Origin of the sequence: Bacteroides thetaiotaomicron VPI-5482, from assembly GCF_000011065.1 — a bacterium.
GTDB classification, from domain to species: domain Bacteria; phylum Bacteroidota; class Bacteroidia; order Bacteroidales; family Bacteroidaceae; genus Bacteroides; species Bacteroides thetaiotaomicron.
Genome location: NC_004663.1, coordinates 4,053,880 through 4,078,989 on the forward strand (window position 1 = coordinate 4,053,880; position 25,110 = coordinate 4,078,989).

The window sequence follows — 25,110 nt, forward strand, 5'->3', positions numbered from 1 at the left end:
AATGCCTTGTTAGCTCCTTCTTGACTCGGAAATGAATAAAATTGTGTAGTAAATGAGTAGTTGACCATTAGCAGGTTAGTACAGACACTTCGATTCTCACCGAAATGAGAAAAAATTCTCACTGCAATGAGAAAATATTCTCATAGGCATGAGTATTTTTTCTCACTGTGGTGAGAATTTTTTCTCATCACGATGAGAATACTTTGAGAATATAGTAACCTGTATTGTGCTGTCTATTAACTTGATAATGATTGATAACGTTCTGTCTTATGCCTGCAATTGATTGGCTGCAAAACGTCCTGTTTCTAAAAAATGCGGGTTTTTGCCTAAAAAACAGTTTGTTTGTCACTGCACGGGAAGTGAATCACCATCTATTGGCATTTGTTTTTGATCACTTCTCTATCAATAATGATCATTTAGCGGATTGCACAGGGTTCTTTTGATCATTATTGAATTTTAATTGATGATTTTTGAATGTTTCCTTTTATGCTGTGGTTGTATTTTTGTCGAAGATTGAAACTTATTGTTAGCTAGTGAAAGTATGAATCTTTATTATTAAATGTAGTATTATGAAAAAAAGGAAACAGATGAAAAAACAAAGTTGTTTTGTTAGTCTTCTGATGCTCCTCCTATTATTCCCTTTAGGAGCGTTTGCACAGCAACAAATGATTAAAGGACAAGTGGTGGATGATAGTGGTGAATCTATTATCGGAGCCACAATCATGGTGAAAGGGGCCAAAGAAGGGACTTTGACCGATTTTGACGGAAATTTCTCTCTGAAAGGTAAAGTCGGCACGACATTGTCCATTTCTTATGTAGGTTATTCTCCTCTTGAAGTGAAAGTGAAGAAACTTGAAGGTAACCGTTTCGTATTAAGAGAAGATGCAAAGGTGCTCGATGAGGTAGTGGTTGTAGGTATGGACAAGCAGAAGCGCAGCACTATTACGGCTGCCGTTGCTACGGTAAGTTCGGAAGCAATCGCCAGTCGTCCGGTAACGGACTTGACCAGTGCCCTTCAGGGTAATGTCGCAGGCTTGAATTTTTCAACAGATGCAGTCGCTGATGGTGTCGGCGGTGAAATGGGTGCTGAAATCAAGTTCAATATTCGTGGTACGGGTTCTATTAATAAAGGAGAACCTTATGTGCTGATCGACGGAGTTGAGCAGAGCCTTCAGAATGTGAATCCTAACGATATTGAAACGATCAGTATATTGAAAGATGCTTCTGCAGCTGCTGTTTATGGTGCCCGTGCTGCCTATGGTGTGATTATTGTTACTACCAAAAGCGGTGGAAAGGATAAAACACGTGTCTCTTACAATGGAACAGTCGGCTTCAGTTCACCTATCAATATGCCCAAAATGATGAACTCTCTGGAGTTTGCTCATTATATAAACGAACGCAATGATAATGATGGCAAGAAACACGAGATTTCTGACGCACTCATAGAAAAGATGGAAGGGTTTATGAAGAATCCTTATTCCACGGAATTTCCGGGTATCGAACCTAATCAGAATAAGACCAACTGGGCATCATCAAAGGATGCGGTATATGCCAATACCGACTGGTTTGATTATTATTTTAAGGATGCTTCCATTCGTCATTCCCACAATCTGAGTATATCCGGCGGTTCTGATAAGGTCAGCTATTATGTAGGTTTAGGCTATATTTATCAGGAAGGTCTGATGGATAAGGTAGATGATAACCTGAGTAAATACAATGTGAATACGAAATTTCAGATTAATGCTAATAAATGGTTGAAGTTCAACTTCAACAACAACCTGACATTGAATATTCTGAAGCGTCCGATGGCGAACCAAACCATCTTTTATGGAACCATTGGTCAGACTATACCGAATGCCCCGACTCATTATCCCATTGAGTCGAAATATAATGATGCTTCAGAGTTCCGTTATCTGAAAGAATCACATTATGTAGAAAACCGTATTTCCGATGCTATGTCTTTCTCCGCTACCATCACTCCGCTCCAAGGATGGGATATTGTAGGAGAAATGAAAGTCCGTTTCGATGTGGAAGATAATAGCTTCAAACGTGGTTATCCTACTTACGAAAAACCCGACGGAGAGTTATCGATAGATAAGTCGACCAAGCAGGGATACGTATATCCGGGTATGAACTGGAAAAATTCCCGCTGGGGATCTTACACCCGTGGGAATGCCTTCGACTATTATCTTTCTCCGAATATACTCTCTTCTTATATTTTTGGCTGGGGCGACCATACCTTTAGGGCAATGGCAGGTTTTCAGATGGAACTGCAGGAAAACTCTGACGGTTATACTTATAAAGACGGTCTGCTGACCAGTGACATTTTCTCGTTTGCCAATGCCAATGGTAACCTTTCCGGCAATGAAGACCGCACTCACTGGGCCACGATGGGTATGTATGCCAAGTTGAACTGGAACTATCAGGAGGTATATTTCCTGGAATTTAGCGGACGCTATGACGGTTCTTCCCGTTTTGCTCCGGGACATCGTTGGGGATTCTTCCCTTCTTTCTCCGCCGGTTATGATATGGCACGTACCGATTATTTCAAGGGATGGAACCTTCCGTTCTCCCAGTTGAAGCTACGTGTGTCTTATGGACGTCTGGGTAATCAGAATGGTGCCGGATTGTATGACTATCTTGGATTTATGAATCTGGTTCCTGATTCTCCCGACTCTTGGTTACTGCCGGGAGTAAGTGATACTCCGTCCAAAGGAGTACTTGCCAGAACACCTAAAATGATCAGTCCTTATATCACATGGGAGAAAGTGGATAATGCCAATCTTGGTATTGACCTGATGCTGTTCAGAAACCGACTTTCTGTAACTGCCGATATTTATCAGCGTACAACCCGCGATATGATCGGTCCGGCTGAGGCAATACCTTCTATCAGCGGTATTAATACTGAAGACCGTTCGAAAATAAATAATGCAACTTTGCGCAATCGTGGCTGGGAATTATCGGTCAACTGGCAGGATAGACTGAAATGTGGCTTTAGCTACGGTATCGGGTTCAATATTTCCGATTATAAGGCTGTAGTTACGAAATATAATAATCCCGAAGGCCTGCTTTACAATAATCATACCGGTCTGGCACGTAACAAAGGTTACTATGAGGGAATGGATATCGGCGAAATCTGGGGATTCCAGGCCGATGACCTCTTCCGAACCAACCGTGAAGTGGATGAATACCTCAAAACGGTAGACCTTAGTTTCTTTAAGCCGGGTGATAAGTGGCAACGAGGCGATGTGAAATATATAGATTCAAATCACGACGGAAAAGTCGATTCGGGCAAGGGTACACTGGCAGATCACGGTGACCTGAAAGTGATCGGTAATGCTACTCCCAAATATTCTTTTGGATTCAACCTGAATGCAGGCTATAAAGGATTTGAAGTATCTGCTCTTTTCCAAGGGGTGGCCAAACGGCAATTCCCCATCTCCGGTGCAGCTTATTTCTTTGGTGGAAATAGCTATTTCAAGGAACATCTGGACCATTTCAATGCTCAGAATCCTGAAGGATATTTACCACGTCTGACGGATGATAAACAGACTCTGGCAGCCAATACAGGCTACAATACCACCCGTTACTTGCTGAATGCAGCTTATATGCGCCTAAAGAATCTGACGGTGTCTTATTCGTTCAAGCCTCAGCTGGTGCAACATATCGGACTGAGTAATTTGAGAGTATACGTCACTTGTGATAACCTGTTTACTGTTTCTAAATTGCCGAAACAGTTTGATCCGGAAACACTGAATCAGGTGAACGGATGGGTAGGCGGCAGTAATGACACTGCCCCGGCACTTACTTCACCATTGAATGCCAATGGTAACGGACGTGTATATCCTATGAACCGGAACTTTGTATTTGGAATTGATGTCACATTTTAATTAGAGAGGAACTATTATGAAAAAGAAGATAATTATTCTAACTGCTTTTATGGGACTGATGCTGTCTGCTTGTTCCGACTTTCTGGACCGGAAACCATTGACGCAGCCAGATAACACTACCTTCCTGTCAGGACGGGAACAGGTAGAGAACTATATCAATGCTTTATACCCGGCATTGCCCGCTCCGGCACAGTATGGAATGGGTGTCAGGGGAGAAGAGGTGAACAGCGACAATATTCTGGCGGAAAAGTATGATATGCGCCTGAATGGTGAAAATAATTTGTTCAGCGGCTCGTCCGACTGGAAGAAGGGGTATGAGAACCTGCGTGATGTCAACTATTTCTTCTACTATTATTGTGTTCCTGAAATAGAGGAAACAGCCGAGATACAATCTTTGCGAGGAGAAGCTTATTTCTTACGGGCTTACTGGCACTTTTATTTGCTAACCCGCTTTGGGGATATACCTATTATGGATGATTTTTGGGATGGGAATGCCACAGTTGCCGGTTTACAAATTCCGGCTACTAAGCGTTCGGATGTGGCACGGTTCATTCTGAGCGATCTGAAGGCTGCTATAGGCGAGCTTCCCGAAACTCGGGCAAGTCTGTTTTCCCGTAGTAAATATCAAGGATTGCGTATTAACAAGGAGGCGGCTATTATTCTCGCTATGCGGGTAGCGCTTTACGAAGGTTCATGGGAAAAATATCACAAAGGAACAGAGTTCGCCAAAGAGGATAATTCCGCAGAATTTTATCAGGAAGTATTGAACTGGGGTGATCAGCAACTTTTCCCTGCCGGTCTGACCTTGAATACAAAGGATTCTGATAAGGAAGCTATCAGTGCGGAAGACGCTTTTGCACATTTGTTTAATAAGAAAGATCTCTCTGGGATTCAAGAGGCTGTTTTCTGGAAAAAGTACTCTTTGAATGATGGTATCTTCAATGCTTTGGGAGGCTTACTTTCCAGTGGTGTGGTCAATACCGACGGCCCGGCAGGATTATCAAAATCTTTGGTTGATAATTATTTGTATACCGATGGTACTTTTATTGATCCTGCTGAACTGAAATTTAAGGATTTCAATCAAATGTTTAAAGATCGGGATGCGCGGCTTCTTGCTACAGTGATGCATACAGGCTGTAAATATCGCTCGAATGCAGGAGCTACTGCTTCTAAGCCAATGAACGTCAGAGCTTATGATCCTACAGGTACTAAGGAAGAAATAAAACTGAAGAATGATGATATCGTATCTCCGAGTTTGAATGGCAACGGGAACAGTAAAAACGTTACAGGATTTCATATTCGGATGGGCATCGATACAACTTATGTAGACGGTAACAGTGAAACAGCCATTATTATGTTCCGCTATGCGGAAGGATTGCTCTGCTATGCGGAAGCAGCAGCAGAACTCAATAAATATGATGATAATGTAGCCGCAAAAACGATAAAAGCGTTGCGTGAAAGAGCAGGTGTGAAATATATTACTCCGACAACCGATCCCAATTTCCCATTTACGGGAATTAGTCCTGTTATTCAGGAGATTCGCCGTGAGCGGCGTTCGGAACTGGCTCTTCAAGGGTTCCGTCTGGATGATTTGATGCGTTGGGCAGGTGCCGGAACTCTGAAAGGAATAGATGGCCGCGGCAGAGGTGCCTATCTGGGTAAAGAGGGGATTCTGTACCGGAGTTTTTCACCCGAGGGACAAGAGTCACTAAAGCTCGTATTGAAGGATAATGAGGGTTGGATGGACCCATTGCAGCAATACTTGCCTAATGGATACCTTTTCGATCTGAAACGGGACTATTTATTGCCGATTCCACAGGATGAACTACAATTAAATCGCCAGTTACGTCAAAATCCGGGTTGGGAGAATGTAAGTGAATAAATACCTCATTTTATAAACTATACTATTATGATAAAAAGAATATTATATACATTTTTACCCGTTTGCCTGCTTGCAACAGGATTTGCAGGTTGTGATGACGATGCGGTAGAACCATTGCCGGAGACTGTACCGTTGATTATAGAAGCAAGTGGAAAAAGCTTTGTGATGGGAGAAGAACTGACTCTTACCGTCAAAGTTAATGATGAAAAGAATCCGCAATTGACGACTAATGAAGATTTTGATGTGTATCTGACCGCTAAAGACGGGGAAATGGATGTATCGAAAATCGCATTTAAAGATTTTCCTTCGATGGTTACGGTCCCCAAAGGGGTGAGTAGCTTCGATATTAAATTGCCGATTGTGGAAAGTGGTCTTGAACCGAAACAGAAATTAACTGTGAACGTGACTGCCTTCGTGCGTGGCTATGCCATGACTAATCCTACTCAAACGGTGGTGGTCTCCGACCACTATTATACAGTAGTGTCACTGAAGAACAATTCGGATAATATAATTAATGAAGGTGATGAGTTTACTATTCAGGTGCAGACTCCTGTTCCGGTGAAAGACGATATGGATATTAACATCACTATTCCTGATGATCAAAAGAGTCTCTATGAAACGTTGCCTCCTGTTACATTGACAGTAAACGCAGGTGAAACTTTGGCAGAGGCAAAAGTGAAGACGAAACATAACCTCAGTCCTACACAGCACGAAACGTTGGTACTGAATTTTACAACTATTTCTGTTATGTATCCGCTGGATAATGATAAAATGGAAATCATCATGAAAGACCTCGAAGCAGGAAAGGGTAGTAAACTTCTTGACGAACGCTGGGTATATGATCATCCGGGGATCCCGTTTGCTTCCAGTGGAAGGCAGACGGCTGTGGTTGAGCAATATGGCGATGCTGTTTTAATGAAGGAGTTGGATGCGCATCCTAATGCGGACTTGGCTGCAGCAGGCTGGAAATTCTATAATGCGTGGGAATTCCATAGTGTGGGAAATTCGGGCGACATGTGGAACAATGGCAACTCTTTTGGTAATAAAGTACCTCTGTTCCTGGCGGCACGTAATACCGTGATCGTTCAGAACCATGCTGCTTGTATAAACGAACAGTTCTCAAAGATTACGGACGACGGCTATCTGCGAATGATAGAAATGAAAGTACCGTCAAATGCTACGGCTCCTGCATCAGGGCAAAGAGATTATGGTACAGCAGCTTTCTATGGTTGTGGAACGGGTTCTCCGTGGAAGTCCAACAGTCAGTTGATATCAGAAGGTTGCAGAATGGAAATCCGTGCCCGTCTTCGTGGGCAGAAGAATGGCTTTAATATGGGTATCTGGCTGGTTTCTGATGAATCTGCCGGTCAGAAATCTTATTCGGAAATAGATATTCTTGAAAATCCTGTCGGTCCTGTAACCGGAGACAGAGCACATCAGACATTCCATACCGGTCCTACTACAACTGATAATAAAACCAAAACTGCTAATAATACAATCAATATGACTGAATGGAATATTTATTGGGTAGAGTGGCGTTCGGATACGGAAGTTGCAATAGGTATCAACGGAGAAGAAACCGTAACCTTGAAGAAGAGCGAATGTACCGAAGAGGAGTGGACCTTTACGAATGCAAAGAATGAGAAGGGACTTAAGTTCATCCTCACTATGGGTGCACCTAATAAATGGGGACTTGGCGGTGGAACAGAAACAGGCGGAGTATGGTCTCCTGATGCCGGCTGGGATTCCGGATTCGCAAGTTACAATAATTATGAGCGAGATAAGGAAAACGACGCTATCCCTCGTCTGGAGATTGATTGGGTTCGTACATACATCAATAAAGCTACGGTAGCAGATTATGAACTGGGTAAAGCTAAAAATGGTACTAAGTTCTATTAATCAATAATCCGTATTATCAATCATCCGGGGAATCCCGCAAGTATTCTCCGGATGATTTCTTTTAAATCAATGAATAAATAAAATGAAGTATACTTATATAATTCCTGTCACCGGATTGGCTGCTGCAGCTTGTAGTTGTACTTCGGTAAAAAAAGAGGCTGCACAGAAGCCACTGAACATCGTCTATATCATGACCGATGATCATACAGCACAAATGATGAGTTGCTATGATACCCGATATATGGAAACTCCCAATCTTGACCGCATAGCGGAAGAAGGAGTACTCTTTACCAACAGCTTTGTGGCTAATTCTCTGAGCGGACCCAGCCGTGCCTGCATGATAACGGGCAAGCACAGTTGTGCCAACAAATTCTATGATAACACCACTTGTGTATTCGATAGTGCTCAACAGACATTCCCCAAATTGTTGCAAAAAGCCGGATATCAGACCGCATTGGTAGGCAAATGGCATCTTGAAAGCCTTCCTTCCGGATTTAACTACTGGGAAATAGTTCCCGGTCAGGGCGATTACTACAATCCGGATTTCATTACACAGAACAACGACACCATCCGGAAGCACGGATATATCACAAATCTGATTACCGATGATGCCATTGACTGGATGGAACACAAACGTGATCTTGATAAACCTTTTTGCCTGTTGATTCATCACAAAGCGATTCATCGCAACTGGTTGGCAGATACGTGTAATCTGGCTTTGTATGAAGATAAGACCTTCCCGTTACCGGATAATTTCTTCGACGATTATGAGGGACGTCCGGCTGCCGCCTCACAGGAAATGAGCATTGCCAAAGATATGGATATGATCTACGATCTTAAAATGCTGCGTCCTGATAAAGACTCCCGCCTGAAAGCCTTGTATGAAAAGTATATCGGACGGATGGACAAAGCACAGCGTGCCGCATGGGATAAGTTTTATGATCCGATCATAGCCGATTTCTACCGGCAGAACCTGCAGGGGAAAGAACTTGCCAACTGGAAATTCCAGCGTTATATGCGCGACTATATGAAGACGGTGAAATCATTGGATGACAATGTCGGTAGAGTATTCGACTATCTGAAAAAGAAGGGATTACTGGACAATACACTGGTAGTTTATACTTCCGATCAAGGCTTCTACATGGGTGAGCATGGTTGGTTTGACAAACGTTTCATGTACGAAGAGTCCATGCGTACTCCTCTTATCATGCGCCTGCCGAAAGGCTTTGACCGCAGGGGAAAGATCACGGAAATGGTGCAGAACATCGACTATGCCCCTACCTTCCTCGAACTTGCCGGAGCTCCTGTGCCCGAAGACATCCACGGAGTGTCACTTGTTCCGTTGCTGAAAGGCGAACATCCTCAGGACTGGCGGACAGCCTTATATTATCATTTCTATGAATATCCTGCCGAACACATGGTGAAACGCCATTACGGCATACGTACCGAACGCTATAAACTGATTCATTTTTATAATAACATCAACTGGTGGGAACTTTACGACCTGCAGGCTGATCCTACGGAGATGCACAACCTTTACGGTCAACCCGAATATGAATCCATCGCCGAAGAACTGAAAGTAGAAATGGAAAAACTGCAGGAACAGTATAATGATCCGGTCCGTTTCTCCCCTGAGAGAGACAAGGAATAATAATAAAACTGACTATCATGACGAAATACATCTTAATCATTCTCATGCTACTGGCACCTATAGCGGGGGCAAGCGCTGATAACTTAACACCATCCCCTATTTCAATAGTTCCTTGTCCGGTACGTGTAGTACCGGGCAAGGGTAACTTTACCTTTTCCGACAAGACAGTCTTTTCCGTAGAAAACCATGAACAGGCGGTTATCGCCCGTAACTTTATAGACTTATTTAAAAAAAGCTCAGGGATAATTCCTCAGTTGACAATGGGTAGCAGTGAGAAGAGTCATGTTCGTTTTACGACTGACTCTTCTCTAAAAAGTGAAGCATACCTGCTGGAAGTTACCCCGCAGCAGATTTTGGTGAAAGCTTCCGATACGAAAGGATTTTTCTACGCATTGCAGACGATCCGTTTACTGCTGCCACCTGCTATCGAAGGCAATCAACGGGCAAAGTGCCTTGACTGGAATATTCCCACAGTGACTATTCAGGATGAACCACGCTTTGGTTATCGGGCACTGATGTTGGATGTCGCCCGATTCTTTATTCCTAAAGAGAACGTTTTGCGTATCATCGATTGTATGGCGATGCTCAAAATCAATACTCTCCATTTTCATCTGACGGATGACAACGGCTGGAGGCTGGAAATCAAGAAATATCCCCGTCTGACGGAAACAGGAGCCTGGCGGGTCAACCGTATGGATGTTCCTTTCTATTTCCGGCGCAATCCGGAACCGGGAGAACCTACGCCTATCGGAGGATTCTATACACAGGAGGATGTAAAGGAGATGGTGGCTTACGCTGCCGAACGGCAGATAGAAATTATTCCCGAGATTGATATGCCTGCCCATAGTAATGCTGCATTGGCTGCTTATCCGGAATTGACCTGTCCGATAGTAAAGAGTTATATCGGGGTGATCCCGGGTTTGGGTGGAGGCAATTCAGGAGTGATCTACTGTGCGGGAAAAGATAGTGCCTTTACTTTTTTGCAGAATGTTCTGGATGAAGTGATGGCTTTGTTTCCTTCCCGCTATATCCATCTGGGAGGTGATGAAGCGCAAAAAGGATATTGGGAAAAGTGCCCGCTTTGTCAGGCACGGATGAAAAATGAACATCTGGACAATGAAGAAGACTTGCAAGGTTACTTTATGAAACGGATGAGTGACTACGTGTGCAGCAAAGGACGAAAAGTGATTGGCTGGGACGAACTGACCAACAGTAGTTTCCTGCCCGAAGGCGTTATCATCCAGGGATGGAGAGGACTGGGAACGGCTGCTCTGAAAGCAGCGGAGCAAGGGCATCCGTTCATCATGACACCCGCACGTATCATGTATCTGATTCGTTATCAGGGACCGCAATGGTTTGAACCTCAAACCTACTTTGGTAATAATACGTTGAAGGATATTTATGATTATGAACCGGTGCAGGCAGACTGGAAGCCGGAGTACGCTTCTTTACTCATGGGCGTGCAGGCATCCATGTGGACAGAGTTCTGCAATAAACCTGAAGACGTGGATTATTTAGTATTTCCCCGTCTGGCTGCATTGGCGGAGATAGCATGGACACAGCCGGAGAAAAAGGATTGGACTTCATTTCTGAAAGCAATGGATATTTATAATGAACATCTGACGGCAAAAGGAATTGTCTATGCCCGTTCGATGTATAATATTCAGCACACGGTGACTCCCGAAGATGGAGCACTGAAAGTGAAACTGGAATGTATCCGGCCGGATGCAGAAATACATTATACGACAGATGGCAGTGAACCTATAGCTACTTCACCTCTTTATAAAGAAAAATTGGCCGTAAAAGAGACATTGAATCTTAAAAGTGCTACTTTTGTGAAAGGCAGACAAATGGGAAAGACACTGACGCTTCCTGTTCGTTGGAATCTGGCAACCGCCAAACCTGTGTCGGGATGTAATCCGAATGAGAAACTTCTGACTAACGGGATACGTGGAAGCCTGAAGTATTCGGACTTTGAATGGTGTTCTTGGACGAATAATGATTCTATCTCTTTTACTATAGATATGGAGAAGATGGAGAAGGTGAATACCTTCACTATTGGTTGCATAACCAGTTATGGTATGGCTGTACATAAACCGCGCTTGATAGAGATTGCGGTATCCGGTGATAATAAAACTTTCGATAAGGCAGGAGAACGGACCTTTACTCCGGAAGAGATTTTCCGTGAAGGTAATTATATTGAGGATATATCGATAAGTTTGGGAGGCGTTGAAACCCGCTATATAAGGGTAACGGCAAAAGGGATAGGAAAATGTCCTGATAACCATGTCCGTCCCGGGCAGGAGGCAAGAGTGCATTTTGATGAAGTGATGATAGAATGATAAAAATGAATAATTTGTTGAAACCATTTTTCTTAATGATGCTGGCGGCGCCCGCTATCATTTCCACTACGGCACAACAGCAACAGCCTGAATGGCAGAGCCAGTATGCCGTAGGATTGAACAAGCTCGATCCTCATACTTATGTATGGCCTTATGCAGATGCTTCGGAGGTGGAGAAAGGCACATTCGAGCAGTCACCTTATTATATGAGTCTGAACGGGCAGTGGAAGTTCCATTGGGTGAAGAATCCGGACACTCGTCCAAAAGATTTTTATAAGCCGTCGTACTATACAGGTGGATGGGCAGATATAAAGGTGCCGGGAAACTGGGAACGTCAGGGATATGGTACGGCTATTTATGTGAATGAGACGTACGAGTTTGATGATAAGATGTTTAATTTCAAAAAGAATCCTCCTTTGGTACCTTACAAAGAGAACGAGGTCGGTTCTTATCGGCGGACTTTTAAAGTGCCTGCCGGATGGGAAGGACGTCGTGTGGTACTCTGCTGTGAAGGAGTGATATCGTTTTATTATGTATGGGTAAACGGTGAGTTTCTCGGATACAATCAAGGTTCCAAGACTGCTGCCGAATGGGATATCACGGACAAGCTCACCGACGGAGAAAATACGATTGCGCTTGAAGTATATCGCTGGAGTTCGGGAGCATATTTGGAATGTCAGGATATGTGGCGATTGAGTGGTATTGAACGGGATGTGTATCTTTACAGCACTCCCGAACAATATATTGCCGATTACAAGGTGACTTCCCTTCTCGAAAAAGAACATTACAAAGAGGGTATCTTCGAACTGGAGGTGGCAGTCGGAGGAACGGCTTCGGGAACGTCCTCCATTGCTTATACATTGAAAGATGCTTCGGACAAGACAGTGCTGGAAGGAAGCCGGAAGCTGGAATCACATGGATCGGGCAATCTGATCGTATTCGATGAACAGCGCCTTCCTGATGTGAGAAGATGGAATGCGGAGCATCCCGAACTTTATACCTTGTTGTTGGAGTTGAAAGATGCCGGAGGAAAGGTTACGGAAATAACCGGAACAAAAGTCGGGTTCAGAACTTCTGAGATAAAGAACGGACGTTTCTGTATAAACGGTGTGCCTGTATTGGTGAAAGGTGTTAACCGGCACGAACATTCGCAACTCGGACGTACAGTAAGCAAAGAACTGATGGAACAGGATATCAGGTTAATGAAACAGCATAACATCAATACGGTACGCAACTCGCATTATCCGGCACATCCCTACTGGTATCAGCTTTGCGACCGTTACGGACTTTATGTGATTGATGAGGCTAATATTGAATCGCACGGTATGGGTTATGGTCCTGCCTCTCTTGCAAAGGACAGTACGTGGCTTCCTGCCCATATAGACCGTACACGCCGTATGTATGAACGTTCGAAGAATCATCCCTCTGTTGTCATCTGGTCGCTCGGTAATGAAGCCGGCAACGGAATCAATTTCGAACGTACGTATGACTGGCTGAAATCGGTGGAGAAAAACCGTCCGGTACAATACGAACGTGCGGAAGAAAACTATAATACCGATATCTATTGCCGGATGTATCGCAGTGTGGATGTGATCAGAAATTATGTGGCACGCAAGGATATTTATCGTCCTTTCATTCTTTGCGAGTATTTGCATGCAATGGGCAATAGCTGCGGCGGAATGAAAGAATACTGGGAGGTCTTCGAAAATGAGCCGATGGCACAAGGAGGTTGTATCTGGGACTGGGTAGATCAGTCGTTCCGTGAAGTAGACAAGGATGGTAAATGGTATTGGACATACGGAGGAGATTACGGGCCGAAAGATGTGCCCAGCTTTGGAAACTTCTGTTGCAATGGGTTGGTAAATGCTGTCCGGGAACCTCATCCGCATTTGCTGGAAGTAAAGAAGATCTATCAGAATATAAAGAGCACACTGATTGATAAAAAGAATCTGACGGTTCGTGTGAAGAACTGGTTCGACTTCTCTGATTTGAATGAATATATCCTGCATTGGAAGGTGACGGGAGATGATGGTACTGTTTTGGCAGAAGGCAACAAGGAGGTGGCATGTGAGCCGCATGCAACGGTGGAGCTTACTTTAGGGGCGGTGCAGCTTCCCAAGACTATCCGTGAAGCTTATCTTGATTTGGGCTGGACACGTAAAAAGTCCACTCCTTTAGTGGACACCGCTTGGGAAATTGCTTATGACCAGTTTGTGCTTCCTGCATCCGGAAAAGTATGGAATGGAAAACCTTCTGAAGCCGGAAAAACGACATTTGAAGTCGATGAAAACACAGGCGCTTTGAAGTCTCTTTGTCTGGACGGAGAAGAGTTGTTGGCTAGTCCGGTCACTATAAGCCTGTTCCGTCCGGCAACGGATAATGATAATCGGGACAGAATGGGTGCAAAACTATGGAGAAAAGCCGGATTGCATACATTGACCCAAAAGGTGGTTTCTCTGAAAGAAAGTAAGACATCCGCTACCGCACAGGTAAATATATTGAATGTGACTGGGAAGAAAGTAGGAGATGCCACATTGGAATATACGCTGAATCACAATGGATCTTTGAAAGTACAGACTACTTTTCAGCCGGACACGACATGGGTGAAATCAATAGCACGACTGGGATTAACGTTTGAAATGAACGATACCTATGGAAATGTGACTTATCTGGGACGTGGTGAACACGAAACATACATTGACAGAAACCAGTCTGGTAAAATAGGTATCTATACTACAACGCCCGAAAAGATGTTCCATTATTATGTTATCCCCCAGTCGACGGGAAACCGCACCGATGTACGTTGGGTGAAGCTGGCAGACGACAGCGGAAAAGGCTGCTGGATAGAGTCTGATTCTCCATTCCAGTTTAGTGCTCTCCCTTTCTCTGATTTATTATTGGAGAAGGCACTTCATATCAATGACTTGGAACGTAATGGCAGGATTACCGTACATTTGGATGCTAAGCAGGCAGGTGTAGGTACTGCTACATGCGGACCGGGGGTGTTGCCGCCGTATCTGGTTCCGTTGGGAAAGCAAACATTTACTTTCACCATTTATCCCGTGAAGTAAGGAAGAGTGATGAAAACTTAAATTTATAAATGCGATGAATAAATTATCTGAGAAAAACACAACCCGTTTGGCATCGTTGGATATCCTTCGTGGCTTTGACCTGTTTCTTCTTGTCTTCTTTCAGCCGGTGTTTGCGGCGTTGGTACGACAGTTGAACTTGCCGTTTCTCAATGATATCCTTTATCAGTTTGATCATGAAGTGTGGGAGGGATTCCGTTTTTGGGATCTTGTGATGCCGTTGTTCCTCTTTATGACAGGCGCTTCGATGCCGTTTTCACTGTCAAAGTACGTCGGTATGTCCGGCAGTTACTGGCTCGTCTATCGGAGGATTCTGAGGCGGGTGTTTCTGCTGTTTATTTTCGGAATGATTGTTCAGGGAAATCTGCTTGGACTGGACAGCAGTCATATTTATCTCTATTCAAATACTTTGCAGTCTATTGCTGTCGGCTATCTCATTGCGGCAGTCATTCAGTTACATTTTTCATTCAGGTGGCAGATAGGAATCACTTTATTGTTGCTTTTCATATACTGGATTCCCATGACATTTTTGGGTGACTTCACACCGGCTGGAAACTTTGCCGAACAGGTGGACAGATGTGTCTTAGGTCGTTTCAGAGATGGTGTTTTCTGGAATGAAGACGGAACGTGGAGCTTTTCACCTTATTACAATTACACATGGATATGGAGCAGTCTGACATTCGGAGTGACTGTCATGCTCGGAGCTTTTGCCGGAAAGATTATGAAAGAAGGGAAAGCGAACCGTAAAAAGGTGGTACAGACTCTGTCGGTCATTGGTGTGCTTTTAGTAGGGCTGGCGATGCTTTGGAGTTTGCAGATGCCCATCATTAAGCGTTTGTGGACAGGTAGTATGACATTACTATCCGGTGGTTATTGCTTTCTGTTGATGGCATTATTTTATTATTGGATTGACTATAAAGGACACAGCCGCGGGTTGAACTGGCTGAAAGTGTATGGTATGAATTCCATCACGGCTTATCTGTTGGGCGAAGTGGTGAACTTCCGTTGCATTGCTGATTCGGTCAGTTACGGGTTGAAACAATACATCGGAGATTATTATCCCGTATGGCTTACTTTTGCTAATTATCTTATTCTTTTCTTCCTGTTGAGAATGATGTATAAACGTGGCTTGTTTTTAAAAGTTTAGTGGAGCGGTAATCTCTCCTCTCTTAAAATAAAAAGAGCCATTTTAATCCCGAAAAGCAGGAGATAAAATGGCTCTTTCTTTATGTTGGAATCTCTTTATTTCATGACTTCTTCCGCTCTATCCAGCGCTATCTTGAAGTTCGGGCAGATATTTTCTTTTCCCAGCAATTCATAGAATCCGGATTTCTCCAGTACCTTATATACTTTCTCATTGACTCCGGAAAGAATGACGGTAATCTTTTCTTTCTGCGACATTTCGCAAAGTGTAGTTAGATTATGAATACCTGTGGAGTCGATGAACGGAACTTTACGCATACGGATGATGCGTACATTCGGACGGTCTCCCAGCTGCGCCATCGTTTCTTCGAACTTTGTAGCGATACCGAAGAAGTAAGGGCCGGTGATCTCATATACTTCCACTCCTTTAGGGATCATGATGTTTTCTTCGTTGACGGCGATATCCGATTCTTTATTCGGGTCGATCTCATCCGTAATGACGGAGATTTCAGTAGTTTCCATGACACGTTTCATGAAGAGTACGCAGGCGATGATCAGTCCTACTTCGATGGCAACTGTCAAGTCGAAGATAACAGTGAGGAAGAAAGTAATCAGCAGTACGGTGACATCGGATTTCGGATTCTTCAGTAAAGCCTTGAAGACGCGCCAGCCGCTCATATTATAAGATACGATGACCAGTACTCCGGCAAGGCAAGCCATCGGAATATACTGTGCCAGCGGCATCAGGAAAAGAAGAATCAGAAGAAGGACAATCGCATGGATAATACCTGCAATCGGCGTCTTACCTCCATTGTTGATATTCGTCATCGTACGGGCAATAGCTCCGGTAGCGGGGATACCTCCGAACAATGGCGCTACGATATTTGCCGCACCCTGTGCGATTAGTTCCGTGTTGGAATCATGACGGTCGCCTATCACACCATCGGCTACGGTGGCAGACAAGAGTGATTCAATAGCTCCCAGCACTGCAATAGTGATAGCTACCGGAAACAGATTTTTGATAGCTTCCCAATCCAAAGCCGGTACAACGGCATCCGGCAATTCTGACTTAATGGTGAAACGGTCGCCGATGGTCGGAATGCAATCTATTCCGCCATAAGTCTTCATCAGATAGACGGCCACTGTCACTACAATAATGGCAATCAGCGATCCGGGAATTTTTTTAGAAAACCGGGGAGTGATTGCAATGATAATGATGCTGACAATACTTACAATGGTATTCCACCAATTCACGGTATCGAAATGACGGAAATAAATCATCCATTTCCCGACAAAGTCTCCCGGTACTTTTTCACCTCCGAAAGACAGGCCGAAGATATCGGCAATCTGCGTAGTAAAAATGGTAACGGCAATACCGCTGGTGAAACCGACGATAATGGGATACGGAATAAACTTGATAACGGCTCCGAGCTTGAACACTCCTAATAATATAAGGAGAACACCTGCCATAAGCGTCGCCACAATCAGTCCGGCTTCGCCATATTGCTGGATGATGCCGTAGATGATCACAATGAAAGCTCCTGTCGGTCCGCCGATCTGGACTTTGCTTCCTCCCAGCAGAGAGATGATGAATCCGGCAATAATAGCAGTGATAATACCTTTCTCGGGCGATACTCCCGAAGCAATACCGAAGGCGATGGCCAGTGGAAGTGCTACGATGCCGACAATGACGCCTGCCATCAGGTCCGCCATAAACGTTTCTTTCGAATAATTCTTTAAACAAGAAACCAATTTGGGTTTAAATTCAAATAACTTCATTTCTGTGAATTATTATATATAATTTGCTCTTTTGCAAAGTAGAGGTTGCAAAATTACGCAAAATAATCGAGATAAGTATGTTTAGCAACATGCTATTTGATTGTTGATAGGTTTTATCTATGAATCGATAGTTTTTATTCATCAAGAAAAGGGAGCTTATTACGAACAAATCGCTTATATTTGCGTTATAAATAGTACGACAAGTTACGTTTGGTAATAACCAATTTAAATATAGATTAGAATTATGACTAAAAGTATTAAAGGAACCCAGACAGAGAAGAATCTGCTGACTTCATTCGCAGGAGAATCACAGGCTAGAATGCGTTACACTTATTTTGCAAGTGTTGCAAAGAAGGAAGGTTACGAACAAATTTCAGCAATCTTCACAGAGACAGCTGATCAGGAAAAGGAACACGCTAAACGTATGTTCAAGTTCCTGGAAGGTGGTATGGTAGAAATTACTGCCAGCTATCCGGCTGGTGTGATCGGTAATACACTCGAAAATCTTCGCGCTGCCGCTGCCGGCGAACACGAAGAATGGTCACTGGATTATCCTCATTTCGCTGATGTGGCAGAACAGGAAGGTTTCCCGATGATTGCTGCTATGTACCGCAATATCTCAATCGCTGAGAAAGGCCACGAAGAAAGATACCTGGCTTTCATGAACAACATCGAAAATATGACTGTATTCGCTAAAGAAGGCGAAGTGGTATGGCAATGCCGTAACTGCGGTTATATCGAAATCGGTAAGGAAGCTCCTGAAGTTTGCCCGGCATGTTTGCATCCGCAGGCTTATTTCGAGGTGAAGAAAGAAAACTATTAATAATAAGAGGTGTTTATTAGATAATAAAAGTGCCGCTTGCATATGATTGCAAGCGGCACTTTTATTTATTAAGACATTTCATTATCTGACTGTATCATCTCTGTAGATCGTTACAGTCCTTTCTTTCGTAGAGTCATTTTTGATACTGGTCACATCTCCCTTTGTGGTAAAGTACACATAGTTTCCCATATCCATAAATCGATAGACTTTGACTCCGTCATGCTCGAACAAATAGCTGACTTCGTAAGTTCGGTTGTTTTCCGATTTGCCTTGTTTCAATGGGATACCTGTATAGCAGGAACTTACACCTGCCATAACGAATAAAAGAATAAATAGTCTAGTTAATGTTTTCATGATTATTTTTTAGCGTGTGGATAATCAATCGTATAATGCAATCCGCGGCTTTCTTTGCGTTCCATTGCCTGACGCATAATCAGATATCCTACGTTGACCATATTACGCAATTCGCAAATCTCTCTGGAGGCTACGCTGCGTTTGAACAGGCTTTCAGTTTCTTCGTAAATGATATCCAGTCGGTCCCAGGCACGTTTCAGACGAAGGTCGCTGCGGACAATACCTACATAAGTACTCATAATCTGGTTAACTTCCTTCATGCTTTGCGTGATCAGTACCATCTCTTCCGGTGAACGGGTTCCCTCGTCGTTCCATTCGGGGATGGCTTCGTTGTAGGCATACTGGTCTACAACTCTCAGGCTATGCTTGGCGGCAGCGTCGGCATATACGACAGCTTCGATCAGTGAGTTGGAAGCCAGACGGTTACCACCGTGGAGACCGGTGCAGGAGCACTCTCCCACTGCGTAGAGGCGTTCGATAGAAGACTGTCCGTTCAGGTCTACAAGGATACCGCCGCAAAGATAGTGGGCTGCCGGAGCTACCGGAATGTAATCTTTGGTGATGTCGATGCCCAAGCTGAGGCATTTCTCGTAAATATTGGGAAAGTGCTTCTTTGTCTCTTCCGGGTCTTTGTGGGTGACGTCAAGATAAACATGGTCATCACCCCGATTTTTCATTTCGTTGTCAATAGCACGGGCTACGATATCGCGCGGAGCGAGTGAAAGACGGGGATCGTATTTTTGCATGAACTCCTTGCCGTCCATTGTGCGGAGTACGCCACCGTAGCCACGCATCGCTTCCGTAATCAGGAACGAAGGGCGGTCGCCCGGATGGTACAGGGCGGTGGGGTGGAATTGCACAAACTCCATATCCTTCACTGTACCTTTGGCACGGTAGACCATGGCGATACCGTCTCCGGTAGCGACTAGCGGATTGGTGGTCGTTTTATAAACAGCTCCTACTCCACCGGTGGCCATAAGAGTCACTTTGGCGAGGTAGGTATCTACTTTTCCGGTTTTCGGGTCGAGGATGTAGGCACCGTAGCATTTGATGTCCGGTGTCTGGCGGGTAACAGTTACTCCCAGATGATGTTGGGTCAGTATTTCAACGGCAAACTGGTTTTCGATCACCTCGATGTTCGGATGCCTTTGCACGGCTTTGATCAGGCTGTCCTGAATCTCTGCTCCCGTATTATCTTTATGGTGAAGAATGCGGAACTCGGAGTGTCCTCCCTCGCGGTGCAAGTCAAATTCGCCTTTCTCGTTTTTGTCGAAGTCCACGCCCCATTTGATCAGTTCTTCAATTTGCGCAGGCGCTTCGCGCACTACTTTTTCTACTGCGCCACGGTCACTGATCCAGTCGCCGGCAATCATCGTGTCTTCAATGTGTTTGTCGAAATTATCCACCAGCAGGTTGGTGACGGACGCCACTCCTCCTTGTGCGAAGTACGTATTGGCTTCTTCCAGCCCGCTTTTACAGATAAGAGCAACTTTACCTTTGTGCGCCACTTTGAGCGCAAAACTCATACCGGCAATTCCGGAGCCGATAACGAGGAAATCGAATTTTCTTACCATAATTTTGTTTATTTCTCACCGCAAAGCTACAAAATAAGTCACTTCGTTGTTCTTTTCGTTGTCACTAATTCATAAATTTGCTACCTTGCACGCAAAAATCTGACAAAATGAATCGAATTTTTCATGCCCGCATCGCCTGGTACCAGTATTTTCTGCTGGTGGTGCTTACTGTAAATGCCGTGGGCGCTTTGTGGTGTAAATATATCTTGCCGGCAGTGCTACTAATGCTCCTGCTTATTGTAGTCATCGAACAGATTATTCATACGGTTTACACTGTATCTACTGATGGAGTTCTGGAGATATCCACTGGACGTTTTATGCGTAAAAAAGTAATTCCTATTGCCGAAATCACAGCTATCCGGAAGTATCATTCCATGAAATTCGGAAAGTTTTCGGTGACGAATTATGTCTTGATAGAGTATGGAAACGGAAAGTTTGCTTCGGTGATGCCTGTCAAGGAACGTGAATTTGTGGAGTTGATTAAAAAGAGAATGGAACAATAAATTTTATACCTATGAAATACCAAGTCATTATCATCGGTGGCGGTCCCGCAGGATATACAGCCGCCGAAGCTGCCGGCAAAGCCGGTTTGAGTGTACTCCTTATCGAGAAGAATAATTTGGGAGGTGTCTGCCTGAATGAAGGATGCATCCCGACGAAAACGCTGTTGTATTCGGCAAAGACTTACGACAGTGCACGTCATTCCTCGAAATATGCGGTGAATGTCTCCGAAGTCTCTTTTGACTTGCCGAAGATCATTGCCCGTAAAAGTAAAGTGGTGCGCAAACTGGTATTGGGTGTAAAGGCAAAGTTGACCTCCAATAATGTCGCGATGGTGACGGGAGAGGCGCAGATCATAGATAAAAATACAGTTCGCTGTGGCGAAGAAACATACAATGCGGAAAATCTGATCCTTTGTACAGGCTCCGAAACCTTCATCCCTCCTATTACCGGCGTGGAAACGGTGAATTACTGGACGCATCGGGATGCGCTGGACAGTAAGGAGCTGCCTGCCTCCCTTGCCATTGTAGGCGGTGGAGTGATCGGTATGGAGTTTGCATCATTTTTTAATAGTCTCGGTGTGCAGGTAACGGTGATTGAGATGATGGATGAGATTTTGGGAGGAATGGATAAGGAACTGTCTGCATTGCTTCGTGCCGAATATGCAAAGCGGGGCATTAAATTCCTGCTCAGCACTAAAGTTGTCGCTTTATCACAGACGGAAGAGGGTGCGGTTGTTTCATACGAGAATGCAGAAGGAAAGGGCAGTGTTATAGCAGAAAAGCTATTGATGAGCGTTGGACGCCGACCTGTGACGAAAGGTTTCGGACTCGAAAATCTGAATCTGGATAAAACCGGGCGTGGCGCTATCAAGGTCAATGAGAAGATGCAGACTTCGCTGTCCGGCGTTTATGTCTGCGGTGATCTGACAGGCTTTTCTTTGTTGGCTCATACGGCTGTCCGTGAGGCTGAGGTTGCCGTACATTCTATTTTGGGTAAGGAAGATGCAATGAGTTACCGGGCTATCCCCGGCGTTGTTTATACGAATCCGGAGATTGCAGGAGTCGGAGAGACGGAAGAATCGGCCTCAGCAAAAGGAATTACTTATAAGGTGGTGAAACTTCCGATGGCTTATTCCGGTCGTTTTGTGGCGGAGAATGAAGGCGTGAACGGGGTCTGCAAAGTACTGCTGGATGAACAGGAACGGATAATCGGAGCACACGTGCTGGGCAATCCTGCTTCGGAAATCATCACTCTTGCCGGTACTGCCATTGAGCTTGGATTGACTGCCGCCGCATGGAAGAAGGTTGTTTTCCCTCATCCTACGGTAGGAGAGATTTTCCGGGAAGCATTATAAGATTGAGCATAAGCGGATAGCCGTGATATTCGAGATACGGAAGAAGCTGAAGTAGCATGAAAGTTAATGTAGGTTAATGTAGAAGGTTGATGAAGAAGTATTTGTTGTTTTTGGTTTTATCAGTTGCCCTGTTGCCCACATCCGTATGGGGGCAGGCAAATCTTTCTCAGATTGATTCACTAATCAAAAGAATGCTTCCCGAAGCATCCGAAGTCGGCATATCCGTGTATGACCTGACAGCGAAGAAGTCATTATATACTTATCGTGATACGAAACTCTCCCGCCCGGCTTCTACCATGAAGCTGCTCACGGCTATTACAGCCCTCTCCCGTCCCGATGCGGACAATCCTTTCCGTACGGAAGTCTGGCACGACGGGGTGATAGAGCATGATACGTTGCAAGGCAACTTGTATGTTGTCGGTGGATTCGATCCGGAATTTGACAGTTTGATGATGGATTCATTGATCGAAGAAGTAATCACCTTCCCTTTTTCGGTAATCAACGGACAGGTGTATGGCGATGTTTCGATGAAAGATTCCCTTTATTGGGGGCACGGATGGGCATGGGATGATACTCCGGAGGCTTATCAGCCTTATATGTCTCCGTTGATGTTTTGTAAGGGTGCTGTGGAAGTGACGGTGGTTCCCGGCTCTCTACAAGGAGATACGGCAAGCGTTTCCTGCAAGCCTGTGTCTTCTTATTATACCCTGACGAACCGGACAAAGACACGTACTCCTTCTGCCGGAAAATATTCATTATCGAGAGACTGGTTGACCAATGGGAATAATCTGATCGTAACAGGCAATGTTCCTACGTTTAGAAAGGATTTGATAAATGTCTATGATTCAGGGAGCTTCTTTATGCACGCTTTTTTAGAACGTCTCCGTGCTAAAGGAATCGTGGTTCCCGAATCGTACGGTTTTACCGAATTACCGTCCGATGGAGCAGAGCAGATGGCTCGCTGGGAGACTCCGGTGCAGAAGGTCTTGAATCAGTTGATGAAGGAAAGTGATAATTTGAATGCGGAAGCAATGCTTTGCCGGATTGCGTCACAAGCTACAGGAAAGAAACGTGTGACGGCGGAGGATGGCATTGTTGAGATTATGAAACTGGTTCGTAACCTCGGGCACGATCCGAAAGACTATAAGATTGCGGATGGTTGCGGATTGTCTAATTATAATTACCTGTCTCCTGCCCTGTTGGTCGATTTTCTGAAATATGCCTATTCACAATCCGATGTTTTTCAGAAACTGTATAAGTCCCTTCCTGTTGCCGGAATAGACGGAACGCTGAAAAACAGAATGAAGAATACTCCCGCATTCAGAAATGTCCATGCAAAGACCGGTTCGTTTACGGCGATCAATGCCCTTGCCGGTTATCTGAAGATGAAGAACGGACATACCTTGGCTTTTGCCATTATGAATCAGAATGTGCTTTCGGCTGCCAAGGCGAGGGCGTTTCAGGATAAGGTTTGTGAGGTGATTATCGGACATTGAAAGGAGCATTGAATAAGGTTGTTGATAGAAATGATAAATATCTGCTGAAAAAAAGTACTCTTTTATTTGAACGTTTGCTTTGCTCGCGTGTATGCTTTGTCAGAACGGTTCTAATTAAGCAATGTTGAATTTAATAAAAGAGTGAATAATGAAAACTATCAAATACTTGTTACTTGTCTTATTGTGCTATTGTACAGCACAGGTTTATTCTCAAAACAAGGCAAGCTGGGTCCCGGACTCTATTGCATCTCAGATTCCTGTAATTCAGAATCAGGCCCGGGAATGGAAACAGAAGATCTATGAAAACCCTAAAGATGAAAAAGCATGGATGTCCTATGCACGAACGATTCAAACACTCAAATCGCTTACTCCCGGCGATGATATAGAAAAGGAAATCAATGAGATGATGGACAAAATGAAAAAAGAGATACCCAATACTGCTACTTATGCCTTGATACAGAATATGATTTTACCTTTTGGAAAAAATGATATGACTTTTGATGAAATTATAGATAAGTGGCCTGATGCTGTGATGCATTATCCTGTTTATATGGGCTTGTCTTTTAGCAATAAGGATAGGCTGAAAGACATTTCTACCCGGTGGTATCAATCAGGTGCATATCCTGTTCAGTCTTTAAATTATACCTATAATGAATTGACTTCTGCCGAAAAGGACGCATTGATATTTACTGATGTTAATTGGACGCTGTTTGGAAGTTATCTGCTTCAATATGGAAAGGGATTGTTTGATGATAAAAAAGTAATCCTTTCAGGTTTAATCCTTCCTTCATTTTCTATGAACAGGCTTACGGAGGAATTAGGCATACCGGAGTTCAAAGATACTGACCCTGAATTTTATAAAAGTAAAACTCCTACGGCAACATTTGCAAATGAAATCAAAAAACGTATAGAGCATATTGCCAAATATACCAACCGTCCCATTTATATCTCTGTCTCAACCAATGAAGCTGTGAAAGATCTGCTGAAAGACCATTTATATACTGAAGGTCTGTTAATGAGATATTCTGCCAAACCTTATGATAATCTGGCTATCATGCGTCGCAATTATGAGAATACTTATCTGTTAGATTACTTATACGAGTCTTTTTATCCTGAGACGTTGACGAATGTTTGTCTTGATTTGAAAGGAGTAAAAATGCTTAGCATATATTATGTACCGGCTTTCAAGTCCCTTCTCCAGTTTTATAAGGAATCAGGTGATGTGACTCATTATGATAAGCTTCATGCTTTATTGGAATCTATCATTAAGAAAGCGGATTATTACAATGAGGAAGTACGTGAACGGTATCTTAAAAGTATTAATTTCTAA

The 25,110-nt window shown here is 44.0% G+C and carries 15 protein-coding genes; 12 read left to right on the forward strand and 3 right to left on the reverse strand.

Annotation, left to right across the window (positions count from 1 at the left end):
• Window positions 1-569: 569 nt before the first annotated feature.
• The 7 genes from BT_RS16070 to BT_RS16100 all read left to right on the forward strand — a co-directional run bounded on the left by BT_RS16070 (window position 570) and on the right by BT_RS16100 (window position 15,900).
• Window positions 570-3,890, forward strand: coding sequence for a SusC/RagA family TonB-linked outer membrane protein (locus tag BT_RS16070; protein WP_162303095.1), 3,321 nt, complete (start codon window positions 570-572; stop codon window positions 3,888-3,890).
• A 16-nt stretch (window positions 3,891-3,906) separates the two neighbouring features.
• Window positions 3,907-5,772, forward strand: a complete 1,866-nt coding sequence (locus tag BT_RS16075) for a RagB/SusD family nutrient uptake outer membrane protein (RefSeq protein WP_011108690.1) — start codon at window positions 3,907-3,909, stop codon at window positions 5,770-5,772.
• A gap of 27 nt (window positions 5,773-5,799) precedes the next feature.
• Window positions 5,800-7,671, forward strand: coding sequence for a DUF5006 domain-containing protein (locus BT_RS16080; RefSeq protein ID WP_011108691.1), 1,872 nt, complete (start codon window positions 5,800-5,802; stop codon window positions 7,669-7,671).
• Between the two features lie 82 nt (window positions 7,672-7,753).
• A complete protein-coding gene (locus BT_RS16085) occupies window positions 7,754-9,322 on the forward strand; it encodes a sulfatase family protein (protein ID WP_011108692.1) in 1,569 nt (522 codons plus the stop codon).
• Between the two features lie 17 nt (window positions 9,323-9,339).
• The gene (locus BT_RS16090; protein ID WP_011108693.1) at window positions 9,340-11,664 is read left to right on the forward strand and encodes a glycoside hydrolase family 20 protein; all 2,325 of its coding nucleotides are present in this window, start codon (window positions 9,340-9,342) and stop codon (window positions 11,662-11,664) included.
• 5 nt (window positions 11,665-11,669) lie between these two features.
• Window positions 11,670-14,735, forward strand: a complete 3,066-nt coding sequence (locus BT_RS16095; RefSeq protein ID WP_048694946.1) for a glycoside hydrolase family 2 TIM barrel-domain containing protein — start codon at window positions 11,670-11,672, stop codon at window positions 14,733-14,735.
• A gap of 34 nt (window positions 14,736-14,769) precedes the next feature.
• A complete protein-coding gene (locus tag BT_RS16100; RefSeq protein WP_011108695.1) occupies window positions 14,770-15,900 on the forward strand; it encodes an acyltransferase family protein in 1,131 nt (376 codons plus the stop codon).
• Window positions 15,901-15,995: 95 nt separating this feature from the next.
• Here BT_RS16100 and BT_RS16105 read toward each other — a convergent pair whose 3' ends face one another.
• A complete protein-coding gene (locus BT_RS16105; protein WP_011108696.1) occupies window positions 15,996-17,675 on the reverse strand; it encodes a SulP family inorganic anion transporter in 1,680 nt (559 codons plus the stop codon).
• A 244-nt stretch (window positions 17,676-17,919) separates the two neighbouring features.
• On the opposite strand from BT_RS16105, the gene rbr reads away from it, so the two are divergent.
• On the forward strand, window positions 17,920-18,498 hold the full coding sequence (gene rbr, locus BT_RS16110) for a rubrerythrin (RefSeq protein ID WP_008762794.1): 579 nt from the start codon (window positions 17,920-17,922) through the stop codon (window positions 18,496-18,498).
• An 81-nt stretch (window positions 18,499-18,579) separates the two neighbouring features.
• Here rbr and BT_RS16115 read toward each other — a convergent pair whose 3' ends face one another.
• Window positions 18,580-18,852, reverse strand: a complete 273-nt coding sequence (locus BT_RS16115; RefSeq protein ID WP_008767421.1) for a DUF4884 domain-containing protein — start codon at window positions 18,850-18,852, stop codon at window positions 18,580-18,582.
• Window positions 18,853-18,854: 2 nt separating this feature from the next.
• The gene (nadB, locus tag BT_RS16120; RefSeq protein WP_011108697.1) at window positions 18,855-20,426 is read right to left on the reverse strand and encodes an L-aspartate oxidase; all 1,572 of its coding nucleotides are present in this window, start codon (window positions 20,424-20,426) and stop codon (window positions 18,855-18,857) included.
• Between the two features lie 107 nt (window positions 20,427-20,533).
• On the opposite strand from nadB, the gene BT_RS16125 reads away from it, so the two are divergent.
• From BT_RS16125 to BT_RS16140, 4 genes are all read left to right on the forward strand, one after another.
• A complete protein-coding gene (locus tag BT_RS16125) occupies window positions 20,534-20,929 on the forward strand; it encodes a PH domain-containing protein (protein ID WP_008762797.1) in 396 nt (131 codons plus the stop codon).
• Window positions 20,930-20,940: 11 nt separating this feature from the next.
• Entirely contained in the window at window positions 20,941-22,284 is a 1,344-nt protein-coding gene (gene lpdA / locus BT_RS16130; protein WP_011108698.1) for a dihydrolipoyl dehydrogenase, read from the forward strand.
• An 89-nt stretch (window positions 22,285-22,373) separates the two neighbouring features.
• On the forward strand, window positions 22,374-23,780 hold the full coding sequence (gene dacB / locus BT_RS16135) for a D-alanyl-D-alanine carboxypeptidase/D-alanyl-D-alanine endopeptidase (protein WP_011108699.1): 1,407 nt from the start codon (window positions 22,374-22,376) through the stop codon (window positions 23,778-23,780).
• A gap of 148 nt (window positions 23,781-23,928) precedes the next feature.
• A complete protein-coding gene (locus tag BT_RS16140; protein WP_008767426.1) occupies window positions 23,929-25,110 on the forward strand; it encodes a hypothetical protein in 1,182 nt (393 codons plus the stop codon).

Coding starts and splice junctions, on each gene's coding strand:
- BT_RS16140 (WP_008767426.1), top strand. CDS start 23,929: ATGAAAACTATCAAATACTTGTTACTTGTCTTATTGTGCTATTGTACA.
- BT_RS16085 (WP_011108692.1), top strand. CDS start 7,754: ATGAAGTATACTTATATAATTCCTGTCACCGGATTGGCTGCTGCAGCT.
- dacB (WP_011108699.1), top strand. CDS start 22,374: ATGAAGAAGTATTTGTTGTTTTTGGTTTTATCAGTTGCCCTGTTGCCC.
- BT_RS16105 (WP_011108696.1), bottom strand. CDS start 17,675: ATGAAGTTATTTGAATTTAAACCCAAATTGGTTTCTTGTTTAAAGAAT.
- BT_RS16095 (WP_048694946.1), top strand. CDS start 11,670: ATGAATAATTTGTTGAAACCATTTTTCTTAATGATGCTGGCGGCGCCC.
- lpdA (WP_011108698.1), top strand. CDS start 20,941: ATGAAATACCAAGTCATTATCATCGGTGGCGGTCCCGCAGGATATACA.
- BT_RS16090 (WP_011108693.1), top strand. CDS start 9,340: ATGACGAAATACATCTTAATCATTCTCATGCTACTGGCACCTATAGCG.
- BT_RS16125 (WP_008762797.1), top strand. CDS start 20,534: ATGAATCGAATTTTTCATGCCCGCATCGCCTGGTACCAGTATTTTCTG.
- BT_RS16070 (WP_162303095.1), top strand. CDS start 570: ATGAAAAAAAGGAAACAGATGAAAAAACAAAGTTGTTTTGTTAGTCTT.
- BT_RS16080 (WP_011108691.1), top strand. CDS start 5,800: ATGATAAAAAGAATATTATATACATTTTTACCCGTTTGCCTGCTTGCA.
- BT_RS16100 (WP_011108695.1), top strand. CDS start 14,770: ATGAATAAATTATCTGAGAAAAACACAACCCGTTTGGCATCGTTGGAT.
- BT_RS16075 (WP_011108690.1), top strand. CDS start 3,907: ATGAAAAAGAAGATAATTATTCTAACTGCTTTTATGGGACTGATGCTG.
- rbr (WP_008762794.1), top strand. CDS start 17,920: ATGACTAAAAGTATTAAAGGAACCCAGACAGAGAAGAATCTGCTGACT.
- BT_RS16115 (WP_008767421.1), bottom strand. CDS start 18,852: ATGAAAACATTAACTAGACTATTTATTCTTTTATTCGTTATGGCAGGT.
- nadB (WP_011108697.1), bottom strand. CDS start 20,426: ATGGTAAGAAAATTCGATTTCCTCGTTATCGGCTCCGGAATTGCCGGT.